Here is a 21,397-nt window from a genome sequence, read left to right as displayed (position 1 = left end):
TTTTGTGCTCAGAATTCCTTCTGAGTAGTACTGCCTTTCAACAGTGTATATTCATCGATAAGTATCTCAGGATAACTCTGAACACGCGGTAAATATAAGACTTCAGTATCTATAAAGCGTATTGAGCAATAAATCACATAATTGCTGTAAAGTTTCTTCGATATTAACCTGCTGCAAAGCGTTTTGAAATTGACCTGCAGTAAAGTATCTTGATATTGGCTTTCCGCATAACAGTTGGAAATTGAAAGAAAGAACTAAAGAAATGAAGAAAGAAAAGACTAAGAAGGAAAGTAATGAAAGGGAAGGAAGGTAGTGAAAAAGCTACTTTTTTCTGGTAAATTTCAGACACTCGAGGGAAAAATATGGGCACAGATATAGGCGACCTGCTCCAGAAAAGAAAAATTGAGCTTTCGGATCTTACAAATCAGGTGGTTGCAATTGATGCGTTTAACACGCTGCACCAATTTTTGAGTATTATTCGCCAGCGGGATGGAAATCCTCTGGTTAATTCACGCGGGAAAGTGACGTCTCACCTCTCTGGCCTGCTCTACAGGACAGCGAGCCTGATTGAAGTTGGCATCAAACCTGTTTTCATTTTTGATGGTAAGCCTCCAGACCTGAAATCTGAGACCCTGAACCGAAGGAAAGAAGTTAGAGAATCTTCACTGGAAAAATGGGAAAATGCAAAAGTTGAAGGGGATCTTGAAGCCGCTTATAAATATGCTCAGGCTTCTTCAAAGGTTGACCAGGAAATTGTTGAAGATTCCAAATACCTCCTCAGCATAATGGGCATTCCGTGGATACAGGCTCCCTGTGAAGGAGAGGCGCAGGCTGCCCATATGGTCCTTAAAAAAGATGCCGATTATGTTGCTTCCCAGGACTACGATTCTTTCCTTTTCGGAGCTCCGACTGTCATCCGCAATCTTGCTGTCACTGGCAAGCGCAAGCTCCCTGGAAAGCATGTGTATGTTGATGTCGAACTTGAATTGATTGAACTGGAAGAGACACTGGGAGTTCTGGGAATAAATAGGGAGCAACTTATTGATATTGCAATTTGTGTCGGTACCGATTTTAACAAAGGATTGGAAAAAGTGGGTCCCAAAACAGCCCTTAAACTGATTAAAAAGCATGGAGACATCCATGCCGTACTCCGAGAAAAAGGGGTGGAAATCAAAGAACTGGACAGAATCAGGGAACTTTTTACTCATCCTGATGTTACGGATGACTATGAAATCAAGTGGGGCAAACCTGATTCCGAAAAACTCATCAAATTCCTTTGCAAGGAAAACGACTTCTCTGTGGATAGAGTGAAAAAAGCCGTAGAACGTCTGAAGGTAGTATCCAGGGGGAGGCAGCAGACCCTAGACCAGTGGTTCTGATAATTTCCATCAACTTTTCTCCCTCCTTTCTATTTTTTGTCGGTTCATTAATGATTTGAATAATAAGCATTAGCTGTTTCTTGAGTGTTATATACTTCAGTGGATATGAGACATACTGCGTTTTTTATAAAAACAAACGAAGGTTTTGAACGCTATGTCTGAATCAAAATCATCATCAGAAAACGGCACTGTATTGATATTTCCCTGTGCAGGTGCCACGAACCTTGGACAGCTTTCAACCCGCCTGGGAATTGAAATGGAAAATAGAGGCCTTGGTACCTTCAAGTGCACGGCAGGAATTGGATCCCAGCGTTCGGATTTTCTAATTGCTGCGACCCGCTGTGACAAAATAATTGCGATCGATGGCTGTGATTTCAACTGCTCGATGAAAATGCTACGAAGAGCTGGTTTTGAGACAGATTGTCACCTCATCCTCACAAAGGAACTCGGGATGAAACTTAACAGAGAAATGAACATCTCCGACTCTCTGGTCAGCGAGATCATGGAAAAACTTGCAGACAAGTTATGAAAACCTGGTGTTAATCCAGGGATATTTTTTCCATACAAATATTTTCTCCATACAAATATTTTCTCCATACAAATATTTTCCCAGGAAAATATTTTTTATGTATCTTTTTTCAGTTCAAGAGTCTTACGCTTCTTTTTCTCTCCCGCATGGTTTAAGGATCTAGAGAACTGCATTTATCTTACCTATTTAAAGTTTTATGTTTTATATTAGCTCTAAGGCTAACGATTTTTAGCCATTTCCCTCTTTATATATAATTATAATATCTATTTAATAATAATATAGACCTTACTCAAAGTGCTAAGTTTAGAACACTTTAATACAATTTTTCAAAATAGGGGGACATTATGGTACACCATACACACCTCAGGTGTTATCAAATGAAAATGGGAGATTCCCTTTACTGTGATGACTGTGGATTCGAAGTAATGGTAACAAAGGAATGCGACGAGAGCTGCAAGAAAGAAGGCTGCTGCGATGTAGAAGAATTGATGTGCTGTGGCAAACCAATGGCCCTGAAACAGCATGCTCGCTGCTACGAGATGAAGAAGGGAGACTTTCTTATTTGTGACGACTGCGGTTTCAAGGTGGAGGTCGTGGATGAATGCGATCAGAGCTGCAAGAAGGAAGGCTGCTGTGACGTAACTGAAATGATGTGCTGCGGCAAGGCTATGAAACTTATCAGGAAAGAAGTATAAGGGGAACGGAGGGTAAGAAATGGTTCACCACTTACATAAGAAATGCTTTGAATTGAAAAAAGGACAGAAACTTGTCTGTGATGACTGCAGTTTTGAATTGACAGTTGTAAGGGAGTGTGACAAAACATGTGAAAGTGAAGGCTGCTGCGAAATCAACGAATTCAAATGCTGCGGCAAACCCATGACCCTGGTAGAGTGAGCCCGAATCTACTAAAAAACGGTACTCTATTTTTGCGAAAATGGGTCTTTGAACAAATGGGTCTTTGAATTCTGTTTATGATTTGACGCATTCCTGATTTTTCCCAAGTAATTCTTCCCACGTAATTATCCACTATAATTTTCCCAAAGTAATTATCCATTATAATTTTCCCAAAGTAATTATCCACTATAATTTTCCCAAAGTAATTATCCATTATAATTTTCCCAAAGTAATTATCCACTATAATTTTCCCAAAGTAATTATTCATTATAATTTTCCCAAAGTAATTATTTTCAAATCAGGAAAAGGAAATTAAAAGCAAAATAAATTTGTTTAAAATTTCAGTAAACCTAATTAGAAGCGCTAAATAAAGTTCACTTTATATACTCAACTAATATAAAGTTTACTTTATATATACTCAACTAAATTTGACATATAACGACATGATGGGAATCTATGAATGGGGAGTGTTGGATAATATATGCACATATTCGAAGGTTTCCTTCCGGGTCCCTGGTGGCAGATCTGGTGGATACTCTCAATACCGGTATTTGCTTATGGAATTTTCCGGCTGAACAAGCTGGTGAAAGAAAAACCTGAAGTGCTGCCTCTGATCGCTGTATCAGGAGCTGTTATTTTTGTGTTATCATCGCTTAAGCTGCCTTCGGTTACCGGCAGTACTTCTCATCCAACCGGAACCGGGATGGCAGTCATACTTTTCGGGCCTGCAATAACATCAGTGCTCTCTGCAATTGTCCTGCTTTACCAGGCTTTGTTTTTGGCTCACGGAGGAATTACGACTTTCGGGGCGAACCTAATGTCCATGGGGATCATAGGACCCTTTGTTGCTTATGCCATATATAAAACCATGATGCGTTTGAACGTTAATTTTTATGTGTCAGCTTTTGTAACAGCAACCCTGGCAGATTGGGTCACGTACGTTGTGACCTCAACGCAGCTTGCACTGGCTTTTCCGGCGAACCCCGGAGGTGTTGAAGGTTCACTCGTAGCGTTCCTGAGCGTTTTTGCGATTACCCAGATCCCACTTGCGATCCTCGAAGCTTCGCTGATCACTCTGCTCTTCAAGTACGTGCTGCAGGCAAAGGGCGATTTGATGGTCAGGCTTGACGTGCTTACCGACTCGCAAGTAAGAAAACTAAAGGAGACGAAGGCTTAAATGGGAAAACTGGAAATTGCAGTCCTGGTAATTCTTGTTCTGTTCATAGTCCAGTTCCTCTATGTCTCCATTTTTACTCATGCGGAGTACGGCGGTTCGGACGAGCAGGGGGGAAAGAAGGTAAAAGAGATTACCGGGGGGAAATACGAGCCCTGGATTAAACCTATCTGGGAACCCCCAAGCGGGGAAATCGAAACTCTTCTCTTTGTGGTGCAGGCTTCGATAGGAGCTATAATAATCGGCTATTTCATCGGGTACTACAGGGGAAAAGAAAAGGGCAGAACAGAAGCCAGACAGAATGATTTGAAGCATAAGTAAGGCAGCTAATTGAGGGGAGGCAACACCGGCATGCACAGGATGATGGACGATTATGCTCTGTTGAGTCCTCTGAGGCATACGAACAACAACCTCAAGATGATAGCAGCGGCTTTCGGGATACTTGCAGGGGTGTCCTCTATCTCTCCAATCCCACCCCTTTTCATAGCCCTTTGCATGAGCTTTGCAACGGTTTATCTCGGAAAGACCAATAAAAAGGCATATCTGCAAATCCTTGGAGCTCCGGTGGGTTTTTCTTTAGCCGGGATTGTGATAATAGCCTTTTTTTTCGGGATCGGTCCCGAACTTTTTAGCTTCGACCTATTTGGCTACCGTTTTTCAGTAAATACCGGCGGGCTTAATATGGCATTTCTGGTTCTTGCAAGAACACTTGGAGGCATGTGCTGTCTTTTTTTTCTGGCGCTTACGACTCCCATGGTGGAGCTTTTTTCCGTCCTTAAGGCCTGGAAACTACCCGATGTCTTTGTGGAACTTTCCATGCTGATCTACCGCTATATCTTCGTCTTTCTGGACGTTGCCGTTTCTATTAAATTTGCCCAGAGCACCAGGCTTGGGTATAAGGACATGAAAACTTCGTTTCACTCCCTGGCAATGCTTTCAAGCACCCTGTTCATAAGGGCTTGGGAACAGGGTGAGAAGCTCTTTGTCTCTATGAATTCAAGGTGCTACAGTGGAAAGTTGGTCCTTTTTGAAGCAAAAAGACCGATAAAAGCCCCGGAAATCGTACTGACCGCAGCATACTTCTTATCCGTTTTACTCCTGCTGTACTTCACGAAAAACGTCCAGATAGTATAATGAATGAACCCCTGATTGAGGTTAAGGACAATGGCAATTCTGGAGACAACAGACCTTAAATACACCTATCCGGACGGCACCCTGGCAATAGAGGGGATCAGCATCTCGATTGATAAGGGAAAAAAGATTGCCTTTGTGGGGCCCAACGGTTCCGGAAAATCCACTCTTTTCTTGCTCCTGAACGGTACTCTGGAACCTCAGGAAGGGAAAATCATCTTTCACGGCAAGCCACTTCTCTACGACACACCTTCTCTCCGGGAGATACGTAAAAGCATAGGTATCGTGTTTCAGAACTCCGATGACCAGATATTTGCTCCTACAGTTTACCAGGACGTGGCTTTCGGGCCCACGAACCTTGAGATGACAGAAGAAGAAGTAGTTGCAAAAGTAAACGAGACGTTGGAATATGTGGGGCTTCTGGAACTAAAAGACAAGCCCCCTCACCACTTGAGCGGGGGACAAAAAAAGAGGGTTGCAGTCGCAGGGGTTGTGGTGATGGAACCTGAAGTTATCATCCTTGACGAGCCCCTTGCCAACCTGGACCCCGTAGGGGCGGACGAGATCCTCGACCTGTTAAATGAGCTGAACCAGTTCGAAAAGACAATCGTGATCTCAACTCACGATGTGGACTTTGCGTATTCCTGGGCTGACTACATCTACCTTCTCGTAAACCGGAAAATCATCGGGAGCGGCACCCCTGAGGAGGTATTTTGCGATCCTGGCATGCTCAAAGATGCCGGGCTCAAGATTCCCATGATACTTGAGATTTACTACGAGATCCAGAAAAGAAATATGGCTTCAGTAAACAGAGTGCCAAAAACAGTTCCCGAAATCGTGGATACTTTAAAACCCCCATCCCTTATCTGGGTGGATGTGCCCGAAGGAGTTAAAGAAGGGGATAGGCTTGACTTCGGGTTATATATGGAAGAGATCGGGAAGCAGTGTTCCGAGGAAGTTATGGATGCAAGGGTGCTACATATTCATGAGAATGGGCAGGCTATCGTGGCTGTAAAGAGGAAGGCGGCTGGGATAGGGAAAGTTCTTGTCTATGATACGGACAGCTATAAACTTAAAGAAATCAAAGAACTTCTTGCTTCCGCAGACTTCGATGTAACTGGTGCGATGGGTAAAAGGACCAAACTCATTTTGGAGAGTGATCACCTGAAACTGGATTTCACTGTCGGGGTAATCGATAAATCCATCCTGATGGCACTTTGCGGGAAGAACGTCCTGATTTTTACAGGCGGGGGGATGGTGGACCACGCTGTCAGGCGGATTTCGGACTACTGTAAAAAAAGTGGGGTCAGGATTAAAGTAGGTGTTTTTAACAGGGAAACAGGAAAGGCTCAGGATTGGAAGGCAGTTCTGGAAGTCAAAGAACAAAAATCCGAAGCTTCTTGAAAAGTGGGAATTTACCGGGGGAATTCAAACGCTTCCAAACGCTGACTTTGAAGAGTACGAACATACCCACAACCACAGCAAGCACGCCCATGTTCACACCCATGGGGCTGTAGACCCTTCCATCATCTCCACGGAAAGGGGGATCTGGGCTGTCAAGTGGTCTTTTGTAGGGCTCATGGCAACCGCTCTGGTCCAGGTTGTAATCGTGTACGTCACAGGGAGTGTCGCTCTTCTTGCTGATACCATCCATAACTTCGGGGATGCCGCAACAGCGATCCCCCTGGGTTTCGCCTTTATTCTCTCTCGCAGGGAAGCGAATAAGCGCTTCACCTACGGCTACGGCAGAGTAGAAGACCTGGCAGGGGTTTTAATAGTCTTTCTGATGCTCTTTAGCGTCCTGGTGGTAGCTTATGAGTCAATCGACCGGCTCTTCCACCCCCAGAGTTTGAGTTTTCTGGGAGCCGTTGCTGCTGCTTCAATTATCGGGTTTATAGGAAATGAAATCGTGGCTGAATTCCGGGTCAAGGTAGGAAAGGAAATAGGAAGTGCAGTCCTTATTGCCGACGGCTACCATGCCCGGATAGACGGGTATACAAGCCTGGCTGTGCTCTTCGGAGCTGTTGGCGTCTGGCTCGGTTATCCCCTTGCGGACCCGATTATAGGACTTATTATCACCCTGGCAATCCTGCACATTGTCTGGGACTCCGGCAAAGCTGTCTTTACCCGTATGCTCGACGGTGTGGACCCGGAAGTAGTAGAGGAAATTGAGCATGAAATCGTCCATGTTGAAGGGGTGAAGGAAATAAAAGAAGTACGAGTGCGCTGGATAGGGCACAGGCTGCATGCTGAAGTGAACATAGCAGTTGATCCCGTGCTATCTGTTAAAGAAGGGCATGAAATTGCTATGGATGTCAGGCATGAAATGATGCATCACCTTGAATATCTTTCCAACGCTGTCATTCATGTGGACCCGATGGGGTATTCCGGGGAAGAATACCACCGCATTGAGGAACATGAGCACGTGGGATATCCTCCGCATGAGCATTGAACGGGTAATTTGAAGCTGAACAGCAAGACATTGAGAACAGAACTAATGGAGGTTGAAAAATGACGGAAGTGATAAATGCCAGGTGCTATGATCTGAAAAAGGAACAGGTCCTGGTCTGCGAGCACTGCGGCTTTGAACTAAAAGTCGTAAACGAATGTGAGAAAGCCTATGAAGGTGAGGGGTGCTGTACCCGCTCCCAGTTCATCTGCTGTAACGAGCCGATGAAACTGCGGACCTATTCCTGCTATGAACTGAAGACAGGGGATTCCCTGGTCTGCAGACACTGCGGCTTTGAGCTGACGGTTGTAAAAGAATGCAACCTGAGCTGCCTGTCCGAAGGCTGTTGTGACCTTAAAGAATTTGTTTGCTGCGGGGAACAAATGAAAATCAAAAAAAAGTAATGAGTTAAAAGGAGCGAGGATCTTTTTATATTTCAGATATTTCTGCACCGCTGTTCTTTGCCCGAGTCATCATTGTGATTCCACCTACCGACTCGTCAAGCATTTTCTGGACTTCCGACTGAAGCTGCCTGCCTTCTGATTTGTTGTCTACAAAAGAATATACTACAGGCCCAAAGGAACTTACCCCGGCTCCGTAGCTCCGGCTGCGCATAAAAGATGCAATATTTTTCACAAACTCAGGCCAGATAAGGCTCTCCCTTTTGTTAAAGCCAACAGTCTGAACATGATTTACTGCGGCCCCGAAATTCACTATATCTTCTTCTATCACGGCAGGCATCATCTGCATGAGTACGACATGGGAAATTTCCCTGACTTCTTCTACAGGGAGGGGGCAGAATTTCTTGAAGGTCTCGACTTCTTCCTGGTCATGCATTCCCTTGTCGTTGGGGATTGCTACTACCATGTCCCATTGAGGAAAATCCTCTCTGAAGAGCACTGGCCCGGGCGGTACTTTGCTGGCAGCTGATGGCATAAAACCATTTTTATCGTTGAACTTATGCCCTCCGTCAACTATAAACCCGCCTTTCTCAAAAGCAGCTACTCCTATACCCGAAGTCCCTCCTCTTTTTACTGCAAGTGCAAGTTCTCTAACGCTCTTCCCAAGCCCATACAGTTCATTAACGGCTGCTGCCGCGGCCAGGGATGACTGAGTTCCTGATCCGAAACCTACATGTGCTGGGTACACTTCCTGTACGTTTATCCTGATTCCTTTACCCTCTGGAAGCAGGGATTCTGCAGCTCTTTTCATCCGATCGGCAAAACCCTGCCGGCCTTCTATATTGACTCCATCGGCTTCTTCAGCCGTAATTTTTATATTGGGAGAGGAAAGGGTTAGTCCTGCTCCTCCATCGACTCTTCCGATCTCCGCATTCATATCAATAAGTGTCATATGAATTCGGCAAGGAGTGGTTATTTTGATCATTCCTGTTAAACTCCAAAACTGCACTTAAAGCTTTATGACTTCTGAAGTCTTGTGCCCCTTTTATTGTAGCTGCTGGTATTTAATCTTTTAAAAATTATCTTTTACCCAATTTTAATTCTATATATAATTAAAATAACAAAAGAAGTGAAGTATAAAAAGAGAAGGAATCGAAGGGAAAATTATAAAAGGGAACAATTAGGACGAAAAAATAAAGGTTTCTGAAATTTCCGGCTGTTTTTCTCGTTCTTTAGTAATTTTCAGATTATTTTTTCCTTCTTTAATTATTATTTTATAATAAGAGATTCTCCTGTCATCTCCTCAGGCTTTCGGATCTTGAGGAGTTCTAGAAGGGTTGGTGCAAGATCACACAGTTTTCCGTTCTTAAGTCCTTTAACTTCATCATTTCCGAAGTAAATGCACTTTACCGGATTTGAAGTATGTGCAGTATGCGGCTCTTCCGTTGTCGGGTTTTCCATCTGTTCGGCATTCCCGTGGTCTGCAGTTATAATCGCTACACCTCCTACTTCTTTCAGAACCGTGGCAATTTTGCCCACGCAGCTATCTACGGCTTCCACTGCCTTTACTGCAGCCTCAAAGATTCCGGTGTGCCCGACCATATCCATGTTTGCGAAGTTAAGGACAATCACATCATACTTTCCTGACCGAATCCTCCCTATAACTTCCTCCGTAACTTCATATGCACTCATTTCGGGCTTAAGGTCATATGTAGCAATCTTTGGTGATGGGATGAGGCAGCGATCCTCTCCTTCATAGCATTTTTCCTGTCCTCCGTTCAGGAAAAAAGTCACATGAGCATACTTTTCGGTTTCGGCAATCCGAAGCTGGGCCAGCCCCTGCTTGCTCAGTACTTCGCCAAGCACATTTTCAAGTTCTTCCGGTGGGAAAGCTATAGGCAAGTCCAGTGTTTCATCATACTGGGCCATACAAACATAGTAAACTTTCGGGTGTTTTTCTCTGGGAAAGTTCTCAAAGTCTTTATTTACAAAAGCCCAGGTAAGCTGCCTTGCTCTATCAGGCCTGAAATTGAAGAAGATTATAGAATCATTATCTTTTATGACTGCCTCAGGCTTTCCTTCTGAATCTGTGATTACAGTCGGTTTTACAAACTCATCAGTTTCTCCTCTTTTATAAGCTTCAGAAACTGCAGTTTCTGCATCAGGTGTTTTGTAAGGCGCAACTCCCATAGTCAGGGCATCATAGGCAAGTTTTGTTCTATCCCAGCGCTTATCTCTGTCCATTGCGTAATAGCGCCCTGATATAGTTGCAATTTTAGCATTTCCGTTCTCCTTACAAAAAGCATCAAGCTCCTCTATATCTTTAAGGGCGGCTTTAGGAGGCACGTCTCTGCCGTCCAAAAAAGCATGTATATATACTTTTTTCACCCCTTCCTGCTGTGCGAGCTTGATAAGGGCATGAATATGGGCCATATAGCTGTGAACGCCTCCGTAGGAGACAAGCCCCATGAGATGCAGGCTGGAATCGTTGGCTTTGGCATTTGAAATTGCACCCAAAAAAGCAGGATTCTTGAAGAAGTCACCTTTCCTTATGGAGAAATTTATTCGGGTTAGATCCTGGTACACAATTCGCCCTGCCCCGATATTCAGGTGCCCGACTTCTGAGTTTCCCATCTGGCCCTCTGGAAGGCCTACAGCTTCCCCTGAGGCTTCTAAGAAACACCAGGGATATTCTTCTATCAGGTGGTCAAGATTTGGAGTTCTAGCTGCCAGGATAGCGTTTCCTTCTCTTGCTTCCCTGTAGCCCCAGCCATCAAGAATAATGAGCATAAGTGGTTTTTTTGCCTGAGTCATATGAAGCAAATTCCACACCCGTTCATAAATAACTTATTATGAAAACTCTTAACAGCACTTGTAAATTTTTATATAATATATTTATATTATATTAAAAATATAATTACTGTCCTTAATTATAAGTATTAACAATTACATATTTCCGAAATGTGAAAAATGGACCTTAAAAACAATTGATTTTCTTAATGTGATTTTTATTGGAAGTTTAGGCTAAATTTCCGGTAACGGGAAGGAGGATTTAATTTTATGAGTCAAAATATTAAAGATGTCATGAATATTCGTGATATAAAAATCACGGATTTATCCGCAAACCCTGCTCCTCTGGGTTTGATGGGTTTCGGAATGACAACTGTGCTTTTGAATATACACAATGCGGGTTTCTATCCAATGAATGCGATGATCCTTTCGATGGGCATCTTTTACGGTGGGTTAGCTCAGGTCATTGCCGGAATCGAGGAATGGAAGAAAGGAAATACCTTTGGGGCCACGGCTTTTACCTCATTCGGGTTTTTCTGGCTATCTCTGGTGGGGATTGTCCTTATTCCTAAGTCTCCAGACTATGCAGGGCTGGCCACAGAGTCACTACCATTTGCTGCATACCTGTTCATGTGGGGAGTTTTCACCCTATTCATGTTCATAGGTACGCTCAAAGGCTCAAGGGCTCTCTCCGTTGTTTTCCTGACCCTTACAATCCTGTTCTTCTTGCTTGCAGCAGGAAATTATCTGGGAAGCACTGGAATCCTGAAGATAGCTGGTTATGAAGGAATCCTTACAGGACTCTCTGCAATATACACAGCCCTTGGCCAAGTATTAAATGAAGCATATGGAAAGAAAATAGTTCCTTTATAATAGTTGTAATCCTTTTCTGGGCTTTATTGCCCCCTATTTTTAATTTTTTCTCTTTCCTGCCTATCAGGGCCTTTCGGAAAAGCTTTTATTTCCTGTAATAGCTAATTTTTTCGTAAATTTTCACTTAGTCCTAAATAGATTTTATTCAAGTATATTTTGAATCGTTTTTCCAAGATTTCCACTAATGTTATGTCAACGATAAAATGTCGTATAAAATCGATTGCAATTATTCGTGATTGGTGAATTCTTGAGGATTGAAGCGGCACTAGTTCTACCCGGCAGATTTATTTAAGGCTCTTCGCTGTTTCGAGTGAGTAGTTTACATCTATTTCTTACTATGGAAACCGCAGGCGTGTGTATGAAAAATATTTTAATTGTTTAAATGTCCTTCAGGATACACACCAATCTTTTTAAGGATAGTGAGAACATGATTTTCTTCTAAAATAATCATTAGTTTACTCAGCTAGTGTTAGCTTATTTCTCTAAAACATAGACGATTCCTTATACCTTACAAACATTGTAAAATCTTATACTGAATAAATAATATTTAAAAGTGTTCCAATATTATTTTTATGAGCTCCAATGTATTTTTCGGAAGTTTTGAACGTTTTCTCAGGTACAGACGAAAGAATACCCCCGAATTTGGGAAAAATAATGCCACACTAGAACTTTTAAAAAGTTCCATTTTAGTTGCGTTTTCAGGCGCACTAAGGATTCATATTGCTTTCCTCCTGCTTCAAATTCATTCAAGTATATTCACCTGTATTGCGGGAGGACTCGTAATTTACAGTGTATATACGCTCGATAGGGCTCTTGGCTCAGAAGAAGATATTGTAAACCGGAAAGAGTTAAGTGGATCAAGAAAGGAAATAGGGTTTGCAGCCTCTTTGATTACCTTCGTGATAGGGAGCTATGTACTGGCAAAAGAAGGAATGCTAGTACTTGCATTCTTACCTCTCGTAACCGGCTTCCTTTATAGTAAAGGCATTAAAATTGGAAAATTCGCTTTAAAACTCAAAGGTGGTCTTGGAGTCAAAAATTTTGTTGTAGGTCTCACATGGGGGGCCTTCATTTCAGGGCTTGCAGGCAGCACCTGTAAGAGCATGCTCCCCATACTTTTAGTTTTCACTTTCTTTGGGGTTAAGCTCTTCATCAATTCTGCTATATATGACTTCAAAGATATCAAAGGAGATACTCTCGCAGGTCTCAAAACCCTTCCTGTAAGCCTTGGAGTACAAAATACCCGTAATTTCCTTCTCGGATTGCACCTGCTCTCCCACTTGATTCTTGGTATTTCTCTAATTAATGGAGTTCTTGCTTTTGAACCTATCATTATCCTCTACAGCTTTATATGTGGCCTGATCTGCATCCATAATTATACAAAAACTGATAACGTAGAGTCTCGTTTCCGCAAGTTAGAAAGAACAATTCTTGTAGATGGAGAATCAACCTCGATTGTCGGATTGAGAACTATTGCAAGTGTTTTCCTAGCATAAAATATATTAAGAATGAAAATTTGCGTGAAAGTGAGAACGCAGTGAAGAAACATAAATATATTTAGAAAATTTTGCCCATTTATTTGGAGATCTACCTGGAAAAAACCAAATCCTGCAATCCCGATTGCTTTCTCCAATTTGAAGGTTTCTTTCCAGAAACTTTCAATATATTTTATAGGTCCTTTATTTCAATTGAGTTCTCTTTATAATACTTAAAAAGATCTTCTCCCCATTTAATTGAAGGCGAGTCAAAACCTATCAGGTCGTTTCGAGGATCAAAAGTTCCATTTTTGAAAAAAAGTGAAAGGGATAAGAAACGGTCTGTTACCACAAAGGCTACTTTTGCATTGTCGTATACATAAAGGCCAGTGTGCTTGTATTTAAGGAATTCTTCAATCTCAACACTATGTTCACTTTTTATTTTAAAAAATACATTAGGTGTAAGAATTATTGAAATAGGAATATTCCTGCGGGCTAAATCTAAAAACAAAATGGGATGGCTTGGAAGAAAAATAGATGAAAAGCCCATGAAGTGGGCAGAAGCCCTTACATTCTCCATAAACGCCTTATGAGTATCATAAATATGTTCCTGTTCATCTCTTACGACTCTGCACTCTTTGAGTTCCTGGAGTCTGTTCAACAATATTTCAGGAATCGCAGTAAGTTCGTGTTCTTTCCAGAAAATTTCGTTTGCTTCTATAGCTGTTAGAGTATCCAGTAAGGGCTTGTAATGTATGGCTGAAACTTTTCCGATAGGTGTCAGTCGATACATTCCCTCCTGCCTGATAATCAAATTTGCGTTTTCCATTTCTTTAAGGCGAGGCAGGATTTCAGGTGACCTTACATCAAAATAATCTTTAATTTCGGAAAGAGTTCTTGGATTCTCTTGAAGTAAAAATAGAATATCCTTCCTTTTTTCTGAAAAGGTGAGAATGCTTAAGAGTCCGTTAGCTTTCACTTCTATCAACCCACTATTTTATTACGTTTCGGGAGCTAATCGGGGTTTAACGTCCAAAGTAGGATTTTTGCTTCTGGTTTACAATATACATAATTTCAGTTTGTACCCCTCTCATTTTTTAACCAGATTAAAGATTAGCAGTTCTATTCAGATGTTATAGCATTGCTAGAATGCTATACGAATTCAATATATATTATCTTTTTCAAAAGTGTATAAGTTATTTATAATTTTTTTTCTCCTATTCTGGATTTTGTGTCTCAGTCTTCTGAAAACATAATATTACTATTCAAATAATATTTTTTGATATTAAAATAAATTACAGATGTCAATGATATTAAATTATTTTATTAATATAAGCTCAGTATTGATTTCCCCCTGAAAATAGGACGAAAATGATAAGTAAAAAATTAATATTTATCACTAAGAACGGCAATAAGTAATTTAAAAAATTACGCAGGATTCAAATGAGAAGTGTACTCAATACGGATAAATAAATTTTATCTGTATTAAAATTATAATTTTTCTTCGAAAGCAAAACTGATGATAATTAAGCTAGAAAATACCTCAAACTTAAACATGAATATTAAGCTTTCCCTGACTGGGGCAACATAAATTTCAACCAATACAATTCCTGCTGCGAAAATCAAGCCAGTGGATATTAAGAATGCACAAATATCTAAGTAAGAAGAAAAGCAGCTAAGTAAGGAGATGCCCGAGAGCAATTCAATCCGTTTGCTGTATCCCCCAATACAGCCGCTTCATAAGTATGCTCCCATCTAACATATCCTGAAGCAAGAACTGCCAGCTCCCGGGTAATTCTGTCACAATACACTACTTCGCTATTCAATCATACCCTTTCTCTTCCAGCTCCACAATATAATAATGAAATAAATTATTTTAAATTAATTATATGAAAAATTGCCTGTTAGCGAAAAATAGTTCCATGGAAGATATTTCAAAGCCAAAAAAAGACTGTATCGAAAAGTATAAAGATATGTAAAGTCCTGACAAGAATTATTGAAATAAAGAATAAAGAGGAAAGAAATATTTCTGGAAAATTAACATAAAACAGTTCTGATCTGGCACAAAAATTAAGTACAAGAATTAATCTATAAGTAAAAGCTTTAACATGCAGTCCTGTAGGGTAGTGGTCAATCCTTCGGGCCTTTGGAGCCCGGGACAGCGGTTCGAATCCGCTCAGGACTATTATTTAATTTTATATATAAAGTGAAGTCAACAACTGACTTAAAAAGGATTATTTTCTTAGTTCAGCTATTTCCTTTAGCGTTTTTCTTTCCATAATCAGTTCGACGATCCAGCCGATAGCTTTATATAATGAATTCATCGGGACATCTACGTAATATTTTGCTTTAGACTGAGCCAGCTTTTTTCTTTCTAGTACGCATAGTTGCCAGGAACAATGTACCCGGGCTTACCAAAACTCACCTATTTATTGCCATTGCCTTGGTATTGCTCTAGATTGCCCTGGCTGAAAAGACCGCATGAAATGTTAGTACTTAACGGATTTTTTCATGTATTTCATAATTCCTGTAACTGCAGTAGTTCCGAATCTCCTTAGTTCCGAAATCTACTTTTTATAAATAAAGATATCAAAAAGGTATTGAAAATCATGGAGTCGTTTGTTATGACCCAAAAAATGACTCCATAGATGATGGATATTAAAAATTAGCATATATTAGGATTAATATTTGGATAAATGTCAATAAATTAAATTCAAAACTGAATGTAGCTTGAGAATCCGTTCAAAAAGTACTTAAGTCTTTTTTTTCAATTCACTTTGCATATATAGAAGATCCCTGCCCTAGAATGAGCATACTTCTAAAGTATTAAGTACTCCTATATAAAAAAATTAAATTTGATTGTTAACAAATTCTGGGATTCAAACTATGCTTTTTAAAATAGGAAATTAAATGTTTTGCCTTAAAATAAAATATTATAGATGAGATTAGTGGTATTTTCTGCGGTTGAATTCGTAAACTGCATTATCAATTTTGCTTGATAGCTCATTCATCCGTTCTTCAATCTTTGTTTCTGTACCCTCCATGTTGACCTTGAGGGTGCGGTCCTTTGCTTCCATTTTGTTTTCGAGTTCCTGAAGCCTATTGTTAACAGAGATGAGCATGACAGCTAGTGTTCCTACCAGAACCATAACCGATAGAATAATCAGGGGATTTGTTGGTTTATATGCAAACCTTCTAAGCCACTCAAAAGATAGAAGAAAGGATGACAGAACCATCACAACAAGAAATACTGTATCTCTAGTCTCCATCGTATACCTCTAACATACCTGTAGAAATTGTTCCGCATACGCAAGCATTCTGTAATATAGCTTGTTTCAAAATTATCAAGCGGAATACTCCTGTTAAAGTGTCGGTCCAAAGTTAATAGATTATAAGCCTGGTTATTTTCTTATACACTTTAACGACTTGTGTAATGATCCGGTAATTAGGGAGTGGCTGTACACTCTAAACCCGCGATCGAACACGGAAAAGAATTACTCATTAGCTATAAAACACTTTACCGAATTGACCGTAGAGACACCGGAGGAGCTACTAACTGAGGCCGAACAGGAAGTTAAATATGGTAAACTGATGAGACAATGCAATATAAAAAAGTATCTAATTGGATTTAGTAAGTATTCTGATGAGATTATGCAGTATAAAGAAAGTATCTAATTGAATTTAGAAAGTATTTATAAAAGGAATAATGCTATCATAATCATTAAAAGGTACTTTAAGGATAGAGTTTAAGCGGTTGAATTGGGAAATCAGTCGCATTAAACCTTCTTCAACTGTCTAGCATGCTGCTGATTTTTGAATAAATAAGAGAATATAATCAATGAGCCTATCCCAAAACCTATTTTATTCTAAATCATCGTGAGTTTTTGGGATTATTTTAGTGATTAGGTATTCAATTGATTGTTCCAAATACAAGATTCAAAAAAATCAAATTCTGAATTTCGGGATAGGCTCAATGAAATAGCAACGTTTTATAGTAAAAGGTTGCTCTGATGTTCTAGAAACTGTTGTTCTAGTGACTTAAATAGGTAAGGGTATTTTCCTTTTAATGATGTGAGTAATTCTTCATCTAATTTTGTATCATAAAGTGTTTTAACTTTTGAAAACTGGTCTAATGATAAAAAATGAGTCTCTTTAAGGTTAGCTCCCTCAAGATTAGCCATAAAAAGGTCAGCTTCTCTAAGGTTCGCTCTTTTAAGGTTAGCTTTTTTAAGATTAGCTTTTATAAGATTAGTTGCCTCTAGATTGGCTCCTTTAAGTATAGCCCAACTTAAGTCAGCTCCTTCAAGGTTAGCTCCTTCAAGGTTAGCTCCCTCAAGGTTAGCTCCTTTAAGGTTAGCTCCTTTAAGGTTAGCCCCTTTAAGGTCAGTCCCCTCAAGGTTTACCTCCATAAGCTCAGCACCTGTAAGGTCAAATCCTTTAAGGTTACTCCCTTCAAGGTAACCTTTGTTAAGGTTCGATTCTTTAATAGTAAACATTTCACAACCACTTCCCATTTCCACAAAATTTTATCTTGTATCAATTGTGAATTGAAAGAAACATTACTGTCATGTATTATCACGGTTCAGAATATTGACATTGTCCTACCGTGAACCTTTAATATTTGTCTGATTTTCCTTCAGATACTGTCTTATAAATTCTTTGAGATTTTTTGGGCATCAACATCAGTAAAGATCTCAAGTTGATCTTGTGAGTTGCATATGAGGTATATCTACAGCTCATATGAGCTATTTGAGAGTACTAGAAAAACTTTACGTGGTAATTAGATAAACAATGTTAAATATTTTTTGTATATATTGTATATAGTAATATATTAAAAAATATAGTGATAAAAGTACATGGTCCTACTCCAAATTCAGATTTTATGCTATTGATTTCTCAGTCCAACCGCGAAGTTCTAATTTAGAAAATATTTGTTGCTGAAAAATCGCATTCAAGATTAATGTTTATCTTTTTTCTGGCTTTTTCTAATTAAGCAACTATTTTTATTTCAACTAATATAAAACAGCGAAGAGATATAGTATTTGTTTAATTAAGGGCAAACTAGTTGATAAAAAGTCAAACAACAAAAAATTAGTGAAATGATTAGCTCGTACAAATCCTCTCAAATAATGAACCTCACTTGAAATGAAGAGACTAATACATTTTTTACTTATTCATACTTAACCTATTGAGCTGATTTATATAAATTCTTTATAAAATCAAAAAGTTAATAAATTTACTTTAAATTATACGTTTGAGTCATTTAATTATTATATAATTCATGCTATCTGATTCAAGATCTCTTCTATTCTAGAAACCAGAGGCTTTTCAGTCTTTATGTATATATAAGCAGGGAGTCCTGATCTGGAGAAATTCTGGAAAAACTTCATTGTCAGGCTGTTAATTCTGGGAAATTCTCTAATTTTCCCATTTGTAAAAAAATTTATTAATCTGTCAAAGCTCCAGACATTTGTAGTGAAATTATAATCTTCTCTTAACTGTCGATCCATGGAAAAAATAAGCTCAATCCAGGAACTCCATTCTTTTGTAAGATGTTGCCTGGTCCCTCCTTCAACTACAATATATGAATTTCCTTTTTTAATATTTTCAAAAAATTCCCTGAAAGTTTCACCTTTTGCAAGGGTATAAACAGCTCCCATACCTCCTGTATGGCTATCTGTAGTCGCAGCAATTCCTTTTCCGTACTTTCTGGCTAGTGTTGCAACCATGAGGTTTTTTTCCGTTAAGTTTTGCATGTTATATTCAACAATGGGAAATTGCTTTATAAGTTCAGGTATAGCCCATAGATTAGGTCTGTCTCCGACAGTAAACTGAAAGGGATGATTATACATATGGGGAAGATCGTGAGTCCTTAGATAGTGGATAAAGCTTTTAAAATCATGTTCTTGATCTGCGATCAACTCAAGTTCCTTAAATTCTTCCGAATCAAGTTCAAAAACATTAACGTGTAGAGTATGTCCTATATGTTCAGGATCACTAATTGAAATCTCAACCCCTGGAACCAGTCTTTCCTTATCCCAACCAAGCAGATCGTAAGCTTTGACAGTATCATGGTCGGTAAAAGTCACAAAATCAAGTCCTTGCGACCTTGCTTTTTCAAAAAGAACTCTTGGGTGCATCGTCTGAACAGGAGGGACGTCATAGGAACAGGAAGAGTGTACATGTAGATCCACTTTTCTCCATCCTTCCTGAAGAAGAGTTTCTGCAACCTCAGCGCTTACAGTTGTTTTAGCATTGTTTCCGGTTTTTCCTTGCATAAACAAGCACGACCATTTTATTCAAAAATTCCTTGTAGTGTAAAAGTTCAAGAATTCTATTCAATCAAAAGAATGCAAAATGGCTATATAGATATTTCGCTAAAAAATATATTTTTTTAGTTATTACGTGTATTTGTGAAAAATAAATTGATTCTTTCTGCAAATAAATAGTATAATGTCACATTGAAAGAATATGTAAATTAAAAGAAAAACACTAAAGACATAAAAAAATAATCGTGATTAGACTACCTATTTACCATAGTATCTTGACAATTTCGAGTTAATGTTCAAAAATAAAATGGTTTTTGAGATAAATTCTAAATATAAGTTTCCCACCAGTTCAGGTTTTGCTTTTAAAACTAATTCTTGACACCTTATTGCAAGAAAATCTCTTCATATACTCCGGCAAAATGCTTAAATATCTTTATGCTAATTATATATAGAAATTGAATATAACTTATAGATTTATTCACAAGTACTTGTATTGGCTAAAAATATAACGGATAATGACCGTGGAGCAATAACCCGGATGTTACTTACTTATAAAATCAAGCACAATCGAAATTTTTCAGAGGAACTCCGAAAGGCTCGAAAGGTTGCGGAGTTCTGTATTAAGCATCAGACTCAAAACCGAAGCCTTAACTCGCCTCCCATACAAAAATCTGTTTCTTCTCTTCCCTCTTCTCCTTCATCCTCATTCTCTACTTATTCTGAGTTTTCTCAGGACTTTCCGCTTATTTCTTCTTCTCTTCCTTCTCCCGGTTCTCTGTCTGCGCCTAATTCACTTCCTGTATCTGAATCTCTTTCTCCTGGAGATGTAAAGCATATAGGCTTAAAGTCAGTTATTTCCGGCCAGATTCTCAAAAAATATTCCCGAAACCAGGACTTTAAATCTGCAAAGAATGTTAAATTGATCATTCCTTCGCGGGCGGTCCGTATTGACAGGAAGGAGCGAACCATTACAATTCCCTGTCTGAAACTTCTGCTGAACTATCATTTTTCCAACAACTTTACAAAAATTTCCCAGATAGAAATCGATAACATCTATGCTTATGTAGCAGTTGTCTTCCCAGACGACGAGCTCAAAAGGTCCGAACACTATATAGGAGTTGATCGCAATACTAAAGGACATATTGCAGTTGTAGCGGATCCCGAATCCGGAAAAATCTGGAAGTTAGGAAAAATGCGATACCATACGCATAAAAAATACGAAAACATAAAAAAGCGGCTCTATAAACTGGGCAGAAGTAAAGAATTAAAAGCTGTACAAATTAGGGAAAAAAATATTGTAAAGGACTTGAACCATAAAATCAGCCGAAAGATTGTGGATGTTGCCCTGTATAACGGATGTGGGATCAAACTGGAAAACCTTAAAGGAATGCGGAAACTCAATAGCAAGATTGGAGAGTCAGGAAAAGGCAAGAAAAATAAAAACAGAAAAAGGGAAAAAGATAGGGACAAAAATAGAAGTAAGGGAATTAACAAAAATTCTCTCAAAAGTAAAAACACACTAGAAAAACAATCATGGTCAGGCGAATACTCCCTGAACAGCTGGTCTTTTCAGCAACTTCAACAGTTTATTGAATACAAAGCTAGGCTGCAAGGAGTAGAGGTAGTTTATATTGATCCCCATGCGACTAGCAAAAAATGCAGCCGCTGCGGACGTATAGGCAACCGACACAGCAAGCAATTTGAGTGTCCACACTGCGGGCACGTTGACCATGCCGATGTCAATGCCGCCTTTAATATAGCGTTGACGCCAAAAGGCAGCGGTCAATTCTCTGCAGAAAGAGATGCAGGGGAAGGGAGCACTGATACCCCTCGACGGGTCCTGGATCGTACTATCTTCAGTAAACGTACAGCCAGAAAAAAAACTTCTCCACAGTTTGCGTGGGAAGTATGTCAGTTTTTAAATTAAGACCTATTCCGGACTTCTCAAATGTGGTCTGGTGAAGACACATTTCACATTTCACAATCCATGGACAGAGCAAAAAATAAGAACAGGGAAATAGTCCCCGTCAGTT

The 21,397-nt window shown here is 39.5% G+C and carries 19 protein-coding genes and 1 tRNA gene; 14 read left to right on the top strand and 6 right to left on the bottom strand.

The features are described 5' to 3' along the window. Positions 1-362: 362 nt before the first annotated feature. The 10 genes from fen (at position 363) to MSBRW_RS18765 (ending at position 7,960) form a co-directional block, all read left to right on the top strand. Positions 363-1,379 (top strand): flap endonuclease-1, encoded by a 1,017-nt coding sequence (gene fen / locus MSBRW_RS18810; RefSeq protein WP_011306226.1) that lies wholly within the window; start codon positions 363-365, stop codon positions 1,377-1,379. A gap of 154 nt (positions 1,380-1,533) precedes the next feature. Beyond that, the gene (locus MSBRW_RS18805; protein WP_011306227.1) at positions 1,534-1,908 is read left to right on the top strand and encodes a putative zinc-binding protein; all 375 of its coding nucleotides are present in this window, start codon (positions 1,534-1,536) and stop codon (positions 1,906-1,908) included. Positions 1,909-2,252: 344 nt separating this feature from the next. Beyond that, positions 2,253-2,603: a hypothetical protein gene (locus tag MSBRW_RS20595; RefSeq protein WP_196298013.1), complete on the top strand. Its 351-nt coding sequence runs from the start codon at positions 2,253-2,255 to the stop codon at positions 2,601-2,603. A gap of 19 nt (positions 2,604-2,622) precedes the next feature. Then, entirely contained in the window at positions 2,623-2,802 is a 180-nt protein-coding gene (locus MSBRW_RS18795; RefSeq protein ID WP_011306229.1) for a hypothetical protein, read from the top strand. 481 nt (positions 2,803-3,283) lie between these two features. After that, the gene (locus tag MSBRW_RS18790) at positions 3,284-3,979 is read left to right on the top strand and encodes an energy-coupling factor ABC transporter permease (RefSeq protein WP_011306230.1); all 696 of its coding nucleotides are present in this window, start codon (positions 3,284-3,286) and stop codon (positions 3,977-3,979) included. Further along, positions 3,980-4,297: an energy-coupling factor ABC transporter substrate-binding protein gene (locus MSBRW_RS18785; protein WP_011306231.1), complete on the top strand. Its 318-nt coding sequence runs from the start codon at positions 3,980-3,982 to the stop codon at positions 4,295-4,297. 30 nt (positions 4,298-4,327) lie between these two features. Beyond that, a complete protein-coding gene (gene cbiQ / locus MSBRW_RS18780) occupies positions 4,328-5,110 on the top strand; it encodes a cobalt ECF transporter T component CbiQ (RefSeq protein ID WP_011306232.1) in 783 nt (260 codons plus the stop codon). Positions 5,111-5,140: 30 nt separating this feature from the next. Next, positions 5,141-6,511, top strand: a complete 1,371-nt coding sequence (locus MSBRW_RS18775) for an energy-coupling factor ABC transporter ATP-binding protein (RefSeq protein WP_011306233.1) — start codon at positions 5,141-5,143, stop codon at positions 6,509-6,511. Next, positions 6,429-7,559 carry a cation diffusion facilitator family transporter gene (locus tag MSBRW_RS18770; protein ID WP_011306234.1) on the top strand — a complete coding sequence of 377 codons (1,131 nt, stop codon included), beginning with the start codon at positions 6,429-6,431 and terminating at the stop codon, positions 7,557-7,559. Before MSBRW_RS18775 ends, MSBRW_RS18770 begins: the two co-directional genes overlap by 83 nt. A gap of 59 nt (positions 7,560-7,618) precedes the next feature. Next, the gene (locus MSBRW_RS18765; RefSeq protein ID WP_011306235.1) at positions 7,619-7,960 is read left to right on the top strand and encodes a hypothetical protein; all 342 of its coding nucleotides are present in this window, start codon (positions 7,619-7,621) and stop codon (positions 7,958-7,960) included. A gap of 25 nt (positions 7,961-7,985) precedes the next feature. Here MSBRW_RS18765 and MSBRW_RS18760 read toward each other — a convergent pair whose 3' ends face one another. Further along, positions 7,986-8,942, bottom strand: a complete 957-nt coding sequence (locus MSBRW_RS18760) for a beta-ribofuranosylaminobenzene 5'-phosphate synthase (RefSeq protein ID WP_011306236.1) — start codon at positions 8,940-8,942, stop codon at positions 7,986-7,988. 284 nt (positions 8,943-9,226) lie between these two features. Further along, entirely contained in the window at positions 9,227-10,771 is a 1,545-nt protein-coding gene (gene gpmI, locus MSBRW_RS18755; protein WP_048102665.1) for a 2,3-bisphosphoglycerate-independent phosphoglycerate mutase, read from the bottom strand. A 246-nt stretch (positions 10,772-11,017) separates the two neighbouring features. Here gpmI and MSBRW_RS18750 point away from each other — a divergent pair, with 246 nt between their 5' ends. After that, entirely contained in the window at positions 11,018-11,620 is a 603-nt protein-coding gene (locus tag MSBRW_RS18750; RefSeq protein WP_011306238.1) for an acetate uptake transporter, read from the top strand. 572 nt (positions 11,621-12,192) lie between these two features. Next, positions 12,193-13,116 carry a UbiA family prenyltransferase gene (locus MSBRW_RS18745; RefSeq protein ID WP_011306239.1) on the top strand — a complete coding sequence of 308 codons (924 nt, stop codon included), beginning with the start codon at positions 12,193-12,195 and terminating at the stop codon, positions 13,114-13,116. A gap of 172 nt (positions 13,117-13,288) precedes the next feature. Here MSBRW_RS18745 and MSBRW_RS18740 read toward each other — a convergent pair whose 3' ends face one another. Then, complete coding sequence (locus MSBRW_RS18740; protein WP_048136580.1) at positions 13,289-14,074, bottom strand: helix-turn-helix transcriptional regulator; 786 nt, start codon at positions 14,072-14,074, stop codon at positions 13,289-13,291. Between the two features lie 1,133 nt (positions 14,075-15,207). Here MSBRW_RS18740 and MSBRW_RS18735 point away from each other — a divergent pair. Further along, a tRNA-Gln gene (locus tag MSBRW_RS18735) sits at positions 15,208-15,280 on the top strand. Positions 15,281-16,040: 760 nt separating this feature from the next. Here MSBRW_RS18735 and MSBRW_RS18730 read toward each other — a convergent pair. The 3 genes from MSBRW_RS18730 to MSBRW_RS18715 form a co-directional block, all read right to left on the bottom strand. After that, positions 16,041-16,364, bottom strand: coding sequence for a hypothetical protein (locus MSBRW_RS18730; protein ID WP_011306240.1), 324 nt, complete (start codon positions 16,362-16,364; stop codon positions 16,041-16,043). Positions 16,365-17,084: 720 nt separating this feature from the next. Beyond that, positions 17,085-17,591, bottom strand: coding sequence for a pentapeptide repeat-containing protein (locus MSBRW_RS18720; RefSeq protein ID WP_011306241.1), 507 nt, complete (start codon positions 17,589-17,591; stop codon positions 17,085-17,087). 783 nt (positions 17,592-18,374) lie between these two features. Further along, on the bottom strand, positions 18,375-19,373 hold the full coding sequence (locus MSBRW_RS18715) for a PHP domain-containing protein (protein WP_011306242.1): 999 nt from the start codon (positions 19,371-19,373) through the stop codon (positions 18,375-18,377). A gap of 484 nt (positions 19,374-19,857) precedes the next feature. Here MSBRW_RS18715 and MSBRW_RS18710 point away from each other — a divergent pair, with 484 nt between their 5' ends. After that, complete coding sequence (locus tag MSBRW_RS18710; RefSeq protein WP_230669862.1) at positions 19,858-21,291, top strand: RNA-guided endonuclease InsQ/TnpB family protein; 1,434 nt, start codon at positions 19,858-19,860, stop codon at positions 21,289-21,291. Positions 21,292-21,397 lie beyond the last annotated feature (106 nt).

Source organism: Methanosarcina barkeri str. Wiesmoor, from assembly GCF_000969985.1.
Lineage (GTDB): Archaea > Halobacteriota > Methanosarcinia > Methanosarcinales > Methanosarcinaceae > Methanosarcina > Methanosarcina barkeri_B.
This window is presented reverse-complemented; position numbering and strand designations above follow the sequence as displayed.

Bases quoted from the DNA above. Each gene is read 5' to 3' on its own strand.
- MSBRW_RS18745 (WP_011306239.1), top strand. From the start codon at position 12,193: ATGAGCTCCAATGTATTTTTCGGAAGTTTTGAACGTTTTCTCAGGTAC.
- MSBRW_RS18795 (WP_011306229.1), top strand. From the start codon at position 2,623: ATGGTTCACCACTTACATAAGAAATGCTTTGAATTGAAAAAAGGACAG.
- MSBRW_RS18750 (WP_011306238.1), top strand. From the start codon at position 11,018: ATGAGTCAAAATATTAAAGATGTCATGAATATTCGTGATATAAAAATC.
- MSBRW_RS18715 (WP_011306242.1), bottom strand. From the start codon at position 19,373: ATGCAAGGAAAAACCGGAAACAATGCTAAAACAACTGTAAGCGCTGAG.
- MSBRW_RS18790 (WP_011306230.1), top strand. From the start codon at position 3,284: ATGCACATATTCGAAGGTTTCCTTCCGGGTCCCTGGTGGCAGATCTGG.
- MSBRW_RS18720 (WP_011306241.1), bottom strand. From the start codon at position 17,591: ATGTTTACTATTAAAGAATCGAACCTTAACAAAGGTTACCTTGAAGGG.
- fen (WP_011306226.1), top strand. From the start codon at position 363: ATGGGCACAGATATAGGCGACCTGCTCCAGAAAAGAAAAATTGAGCTT.
- cbiQ (WP_011306232.1), top strand. From the start codon at position 4,328: ATGCACAGGATGATGGACGATTATGCTCTGTTGAGTCCTCTGAGGCAT.
- MSBRW_RS18760 (WP_011306236.1), bottom strand. From the start codon at position 8,942: ATGATCAAAATAACCACTCCTTGCCGAATTCATATGACACTTATTGAT.
- MSBRW_RS18785 (WP_011306231.1), top strand. From the start codon at position 3,980: ATGGGAAAACTGGAAATTGCAGTCCTGGTAATTCTTGTTCTGTTCATA.
- MSBRW_RS18730 (WP_011306240.1), bottom strand. From the start codon at position 16,364: ATGGAGACTAGAGATACAGTATTTCTTGTTGTGATGGTTCTGTCATCC.
- gpmI (WP_048102665.1), bottom strand. From the start codon at position 10,771: ATGACTCAGGCAAAAAAACCACTTATGCTCATTATTCTTGATGGCTGG.
- MSBRW_RS18805 (WP_011306227.1), top strand. From the start codon at position 1,534: ATGTCTGAATCAAAATCATCATCAGAAAACGGCACTGTATTGATATTT.
- MSBRW_RS20595 (WP_196298013.1), top strand. From the start codon at position 2,253: ATGGTACACCATACACACCTCAGGTGTTATCAAATGAAAATGGGAGAT.
- MSBRW_RS18775 (WP_011306233.1), top strand. From the start codon at position 5,141: ATGGCAATTCTGGAGACAACAGACCTTAAATACACCTATCCGGACGGC.
- MSBRW_RS18765 (WP_011306235.1), top strand. From the start codon at position 7,619: ATGACGGAAGTGATAAATGCCAGGTGCTATGATCTGAAAAAGGAACAG.